The sequence below is a fragment of the Gordonia oleivorans genome, assembly GCF_040044975.1.
Classification (GTDB): domain Bacteria; phylum Actinomycetota; class Actinomycetes; order Mycobacteriales; family Mycobacteriaceae; genus Gordonia; species Gordonia oleivorans.
The window spans coordinates 1-6,620 of the sequence record NZ_JBDZDI010000040.1; the positions used below are offsets into that span (position 1 = coordinate 1).

Consider the following 6,620-nt stretch of genomic DNA (forward strand, 5'->3'; position numbering starts at 1 on the left):
ACCCTGAGTAATCACCGGAGGCCTCCTGAGTCTGCAATGTGGCTCTACCAGTGTGTTCTGGCAACCCACGTCTTGACTTGCAGCTCGAGGCCTTCGGCCCCGAACCTCCTCATACCGTCTAGGAGCGCGGTGTCCGCTTGGCCGGCGCCTTCTTGGCGGCGGTCGTCTTCTTGGCCGCGGTCTTCTTGGCCGGAGCTTTCTTGGCCGGAGCTTTCTTCGCGGCCGTCGTCTTCTTCGCAGCGGTCGTCTTCGCCGGAGCCTTCTTCGCGGCAGTCTTCTTGGCGGCGGTTGTCTTCTTCGCGGCGGTTGTCTTCTTGGCCGGCGCCTTCTTCGCGGCGGCCGTCTTCGCCGGAGTCTTCTTCGCGGCCGGTGTCTTCTTCGCAGCGGTCGCCTTCGCCGGGGCCTTCTTCGCGGCCGTCGTCTTCGCCGGTGCCTTCTTCGCCGCGGTCGTCTTGGCCGGAGCCTTCTTCGCCGCGGTCGTCTTGGCCGGAGCCTTCTTCGCGGCCGTCGTCTTGGCCGGAGCCTTCTTGGCGGCCGTCGTCTTGGTCGGAGCCTTCTTGGCCGGAGCCTTCTTGGCTGCCGCCTTCTTGGCCGCCGGCAACTCCGGAGTCGCAGCGGCCGAACTCATTCCGACGCCGCGGGCCGCGCGTTCGCCGACGAGCCGGGTCTGGGTGGCGATGGTGCCCAGTGCGTCTTCGGTGAGCGCGACCGCGTCGGTGTACACCTTCTCGAGTTTGGGAAGGTTCTCCTCGACCAGCGGTTGGGACTTGAGTTTGCCGAGGACCTCTTCGCTGCGCTCCGACAGCGACGTGAGCAGTGCGGCCGCGACAGCGAGGTAGGCGTCGGCCACCTTGCGAAGTTCTTCCGGGGTGAATCGGGCGCGCAGTTCGTCGATCTCCTCGGGCAGTTCGATCGGCAACGACGACAGCTTCGCCTTCGCCTCCTCGAATGCGGCGAGCGCGGCGGACAGAGCGTCGTCGACCTTCGACTGCGCACCCTCGACGGTGTCGGTCAGTCGGGCCTGGGCATCGTCACGTGACTCCGACAGCTTTTCCTGGGCGACGCCGATCGATTCGAGGACCTTGGTTTGCGCCTCGTCGACGGCGTCACCGATCTTCGCCTGCGCCTGCTCGGTGGCGGCCTCTCCCCGTTCGCGGAACTCGGTCAGCAGCGCCGACACCTGGCCGAGTGCGGTGGACAACGGATTCTCGGACATGCTCCTCCTGCGGTGGTGTCAGTCTGTCGAGCGATCACTCATGTGGGTCCGCCCCGGCGGCGTCGTCGACGCCGGCGGCATTTTCCTTTCGGAAGGATTCGTAGATCTCGAGCAACATCTGTTTCTGACGCTCGCTGATGGAGTCGTCGGCGATCAACGCGTCCCGCACCGGGCTGGCCGGTCGTTCTTCGAGGATTCCGGCCCGAACGTACAGCACTTCGGCCGATACCCGCAGGCCCTTGGCGATCTGGGCGAGTACGTCGGCCGACGGTTTCCGCAGGCCCCGTTCGATCTGCGACAGGTACGGGTTGCTGACGCCGGCCCGCTCGGCGAGTTGCCGGAGTGACACCTCGGCCGACAGTCGCTGCGATCGGATGAAGGCACCGATGTCCTGTGCGGCGGTGGCCACCGCATCCGAGGCGACGGCGGTGACCGCTTCGACGGTCTGCGTCACGCCACCCACGTCGTCACCGGCCGAGGTGTCCTCGTCCGGGGCGTCTGCTGCGTCGGGTGCCGGTTCGTCGCTCACTGGAGCCAGTATCGACTCAGGTGCTAACTAGTGCAAGCACTGCTGCATGCGGTCGTCGCCGGGTCAGTGGAAGATCAGCACCGAGATCGTGTAGATCGCCAGCCCGGCGAGCGAGCCGACGACGGTGCCGTTGATCCGGATGAACTGCAGGTCACGGCCCACCTGCAACTCGATCTTGCGGCTGGTGTCCTCGGCATCCCAACCACGCACCGTCTCGGTGATCACCGAGATCACCTCACGCGAGTAGTTCACGGCGACGTGATTGGCGACACGTGCGACCCACCCGTTCATCTTCTCCTGGAGGGGCCGATCGTCGCGGATGCGCCGACCGAGATTGATCGCCGCGTCGGCCAATGTGTTGCGCAGGGTGCTGTTGGGGTCGGCGAGCATCTGTTCGATGACGGCCTTGCCGGTGTTCCACGCCGTCGACGCGGCGTCGGCCACCTCGTCACTGCCGATCAGTTCGTGTTTGATGGCCTCGAACTTGGCGACCATCTCCGGGTCGTACTGCAGGTCGTGGGCGAACTGCTCGACGAACTGATGCATCGAGCGCCGCATCTCGTGATTCGGGTCGCTCTTGACCTTGTAGGTGAAATCGACCAGCTCGCGGTAGATCTTGTCGCCCATCAGTGTGGTGACGAACTTCGGTTTCCACGCCGGGCCGACATCGCTTTCCACGACCCGGTCGATCAGCGCCTGACTGCCCAGTGCCCAGTCGTGCGCTCGATCGCACAGCAGCTGGAAGACCGGTTCCAGACGCTCCTCGTCGATCAGCTGATGCAGGATGCGGCCGATCGGTGGCGCCCATTCGGGCTCGGCGGCCCAGCGCAGTGCGGCCTGGATGAACTGCTCGATGTCCTCGTCGCGCAACATCTCCGAGGCGAGTTTGATGGCGCGCGCGGCCTCGTCGGAGACACGTGGCGCGTTGGCCGGATCGGCGAGCCAGGTGGCCACCCGCCGGGGCAGGTCGAGTTGCTCTGCGCGTTCCTCGATCACGGCCGGGGTCATGAAGTTCTCTTCGATGAACCCGCCGAGCTGATCGCCGATGTCGTCCTTCTTCTTGCGGATCAACGCGGTGTGCGGGATGGGCAGACCCAACGGATGACGGAACAGTGCGGTGACGGCGAACCAGTCGGCGAGCGCGCCGACCATTCCCGCCTCCGACGCCGCGCGGACATATCCGACCCAGGCGGCGACGGCGTCACCGTCGCGGTTCTCGAGGTAGCGGGTGAACAGATAGATCACCGCGGCCACACCCAGCAGGCTGGTCGCGATGATCTTCATCTTGCGCAGTTCGCGGCGACGGCGCTCGTCGCCGGAGGAGCCTCCGGCTGCGAAGCCCGGCGAGTTGGCAGGCTTTGCGTGACGCCCCCCGGACGCGGCATGACGACCCGCGACGTCCCGACTCAGTGTTGACACCCATCCAGTCTTACCTATCGGCACCGACTACTCTGACCGGGTGATGGCAAATCGCCCCAACCCCGCGTCGGCGGCTCGTGCGGCGGTGTCGGCGGCGGCGAATGTGACGCGCGGCTTCGAGCAGGCCATCCTGGGCGCATCCGGCGACGACCGGGTCAAGCCGGACGGCCGGCGGCAACGCTGGGAAAAGCACAAGCAGGCCCGTCGCACCGAACTCACCGACGGCACCATGGCCGCGATCCGGGAACTCGGCGCCGATGTCGGCATGGACGAGATCGCCGGGCACATCGGTGTCTCCAAGACCGTGCTCTATCGCTATTTCAGCGACAAGAACGACCTCGGGGTGGCCACGACCATCCGGTTCTTCGAGACCACCCTGATGCCGCGGTTGACCGAGACGATCACCGACGACGTCGACGAGTACACCCTCACCCGCACGGTGATCAGCGTGTACGTGCACGCCGTCGCCGACGAACCCGAGTTGTATCGCTTCGCCATCTCCGCGTCGCCGACGTCGTCGGTGACCTCGGCGGAGTCGGAGAAGCTGGTCGCCCAGTTGCTGACCGCGACCATCATCATGCGTCTGGACGAACGGGGCGGCGACACCGCGGGCGCCCAGGTATGGGCCTACACCCTGGTGGGCGGCATTCAGCGGGCCGTCGACTGGTGGATGGCCGATCATCCGATCGCCGTCACCGAACTCATCGACTACCTCACGATGATGGTGTGGAGTTCGATCGTCGGAGTCGCCGGGGTGAACGGCTCCCGTGAGGCATTCATGACGGCGCCGCCGCCGCTGCCCGATCCCCTGGCCGACGCCGCCGCATCGGAGGCCGAGTGACCGAGCGTCGCGTCGCCCTGGTCACCGGCGGAAGCCGGGGCGTGGGACGGGGTGTGGCCACCGCGCTCGTCGACGCCGGGTGGACGGTTTATGTGACCTCGCGTCGCGGCGTCGGCCCCGACGGCACCCACGCACTGGCCTGCGATCATCGCGACGACGCGGCCGTCGCCGAGGTCTTTGCGACGATCTCCGGCGCGGCCGGGCGCCTGGATCTGCTGGTGAACAATGCGTGGGCGGCGCCGAAGGGATTCGGCGGCTTCTCCGAGCCCTTCTGGAAGCGCCCGGTGTCGGATTGGGACACGCTGATCGGTGTCGGCCTGCGCGCCCACTACGTCGCGTCGGTGCATGCGGCGCGGGCGATGGTCGACGCCGGGTCGGGTCTGATCGTCAACATCTCGTCGTTCGGTTCCCGTGGGCATCTGCATTCGGTGCTCTACGGCATGAGCAAGGCCGGGCTGGACAAGATGGCCGCCGACATGGCGACCGAACTCGAGGGCACCGGCGTCACCGCGATCTCGTTGTGGCTCGGCCTCATTCGCACCGAGTTGCTGCTCTCGCTCGGGGTCGACGAGTTCGCCGGTTTCTCGCTGAGCCGCGCCGAGGACCCGGAGTTCGTCGGTCGGGTGATCGCCGCGTTGGCCGACGACCCGGCGTTGGCGTCGCTGAGTGGACACACCGTCATCGGCGCCGAGTACGGACGCGATCACGGGATCGTCAACAACGATGGTGCACAACCCGATTCGCACCGCGAAGCGTTCGGCGGCGGCGGACTGTATCCGCCGAAGTGAACGCCCACCTCCCCACCGCCCGGTAGGCTCTCCCCCACGTCGACGAGGAGGTCGTGAGGCAATGGGCAAGAACGGCAACAAGAACGGGCACGCGAAGTCCCCGAAGTCCACGACCGGCTGGTCCGCGCCGCCGACCACCGCCCTCCGGGTCGCCCACACCGGACCGATCGCCGCCTTCGACGCCGACTCGACCCCCGGATTCGACGGTGACCGCGAACTCGGCGAGACCCTCCTGACCGAACGCGGCGCCGCCCTCGCCGACCTGCAGGAGTTGTTGTACGCGAACGGCCGCGCCGGCGATCGCCGGTCGGTGCTGCTGGTCCTGCAGGGGATGGACACCGCGGGCAAGGGCGGGATCGTCCGCCACGTCGGCGGTCTTCTCGATCCCCAGGGACTGGCCATCAAGGGTTTCGGCAAGCCCACCCCGGAGGAACTCCAGCATGACTTCCTGTGGCGCATCCGCAACGCGCTGCCACCCGCCGGACGCATCGGCATCTTCGACCGCTCACACTACGAGGACGTCCTGCCGGTCCGAGTGCACAATCTGGTACCGGAGTCGGAGTGGTCGGGGCGCTACGACATCATCAACCAGTTCGAGTCCGAGCTGGTCGACGCCGGCACGACGATCATCAAATGTGCTCTGGTGGTGTCGAAGTCGGAACAGAAGGCACGTCTGACCGAACGTCTGGAACGGCCGGACAAGTACTGGAAGTACAACCCAGGCGACATCGACGAACGCGCCTACTGGGATCAGTACCTCGAGGCGTATCAGGCGATCTTCGACCAGTGCGACTCCGATGACGCGCCGTGGTATCTGATCCCGGCCAACCGCAAGTGGTTCTCCCGACTCGCGGTCTGCGAACTGCTCATCGACGCACTGTCCGGACTCGACTTGGATTGGCCACCCGCAGATTTCGACGTCGAGGCGGAGAAGAAGCGAGTCGCCGCGCTCGACGTCTAGCAGGGTGGGAGTTGCGCGTTCGACTCCCAGATACACGGAATGCATTGCGTGCACAGGGGAGTTGAGCAAGCGATGTGGTCCCGGATCTAGGGTTTCGCTTCGCCGATCAGTTCGGCCGCGATCTCAGGCGGGACAAGGATATTGGGGACCACACTGACGCGGCCTGCATCGGTGACCAGACACAGGCTGGTCGCACGCCGGTCGACGCGCACGATGCGACGACGATTGATCGCGTCGTAGGCGCTTTCGGTGCCGGTTACCACGGCGTCCGGCTTGTACTCGGCCCAGACCGACTCTCCCACCGGCAACGCACGATTCCAGCGAATGAACGGATCGACGAGTCTCGCAGCCACTATCACCGCCCAGGTGATGAGGACCCCGACGGCGACGCCGACACCCACGTCGCGACCCGCCCACTGTGCGGCACAGAACCCCAATATCGCACTCGAAGCCACCGCCTGCGCGATCGTCCCCACCAACGAACCTGCCGACGCGGCGAGATCGTCGCGGGCCAGACCCCTCGTGAGGGCGCGGTCTACGACACGGGATACCCGCGTCACGTCGACGTACTTCTCCACGGTACTGGTGCCATCAAACTCTCGATACGCCATAGCGGATTACTGTACCGACGGTCCGCACCCAGGTTTCCTCAGCACACCCTCAACGATGAGTCCGATTGGTGTGCATATGATCTCGATATCCAGAAAGGATCTGCTCAGCACGTCGGCGAGTGCGGCGGACTAGCTGATATGTAGGTACCTCTTGTCAAGGGGCGTGTCGGGTTTCCGGCATTGGTTGATGCCGGGGAGAGGGTTGGTCACCCGCCGCTGCGACTGTGGTGGTCGTTGCTCACGACGGTCGTGTCG

At 66.0% G+C, this 6,620-nt stretch carries 7 protein-coding genes; 3 read left to right on the forward strand and 4 right to left on the reverse strand.

The window, feature by feature from the left end; all coding sequences use genetic code 11:
* Positions 1–118: 118 nt before the first annotated feature.
* From ABLE92_RS25860 to ABLE92_RS25870, 3 genes are all read right to left on the reverse strand, one after another.
* Complete coding sequence (locus ABLE92_RS25860) at positions 119–1,216, reverse strand: heparin-binding hemagglutinin (protein ID WP_348807647.1); 1,098 nt, start codon at positions 1,214–1,216, stop codon at positions 119–121.
* Between the two features lie 34 nt (positions 1,217–1,250).
* Positions 1,251–1,745 carry a helix-turn-helix domain-containing protein gene (locus tag ABLE92_RS25865; RefSeq protein ID WP_425476291.1) on the reverse strand — a complete coding sequence of 165 codons (495 nt, stop codon included), beginning with the start codon at positions 1,743–1,745 and terminating at the stop codon, positions 1,251–1,253.
* Positions 1,746–1,808: 63 nt separating this feature from the next.
* On the reverse strand, positions 1,809–3,155 hold the full coding sequence (locus ABLE92_RS25870) for a DUF445 domain-containing protein (RefSeq protein ID WP_348807653.1): 1,347 nt from the start codon (positions 3,153–3,155) through the stop codon (positions 1,809–1,811).
* 52 nt (positions 3,156–3,207) lie between these two features.
* Between ABLE92_RS25870 and ABLE92_RS25875 the strand changes: the two genes are divergently transcribed.
* The 3 genes from ABLE92_RS25875 (at position 3,208) to ABLE92_RS25885 (ending at position 5,754) form a co-directional block, all read left to right on the forward strand.
* On the forward strand, positions 3,208–4,005 hold the full coding sequence (locus ABLE92_RS25875) for a TetR/AcrR family transcriptional regulator (protein WP_348807648.1): 798 nt from the start codon (positions 3,208–3,210) through the stop codon (positions 4,003–4,005).
* Positions 4,002–4,793, forward strand: a complete 792-nt coding sequence (locus ABLE92_RS25880; RefSeq protein ID WP_348807649.1) for an SDR family NAD(P)-dependent oxidoreductase — start codon at positions 4,002–4,004, stop codon at positions 4,791–4,793. The genes ABLE92_RS25875 and ABLE92_RS25880 overlap by 4 nt, the downstream gene beginning before the upstream one ends.
* Positions 4,794–4,854: 61 nt before the next feature.
* Positions 4,855–5,754 (forward strand): polyphosphate kinase 2 family protein, encoded by a 900-nt coding sequence (locus tag ABLE92_RS25885; RefSeq protein ID WP_348807650.1) that lies wholly within the window; start codon positions 4,855–4,857, stop codon positions 5,752–5,754.
* Between the two features lie 86 nt (positions 5,755–5,840).
* Here the strand turns inward: ABLE92_RS25885 and ABLE92_RS25890 are convergent, their stop codons facing one another.
* Positions 5,841–6,365, reverse strand: a complete 525-nt coding sequence (locus tag ABLE92_RS25890) for a hypothetical protein (RefSeq protein ID WP_348807651.1) — start codon at positions 6,363–6,365, stop codon at positions 5,841–5,843.
* Positions 6,366–6,620: the final 255 nt, after the last annotated feature.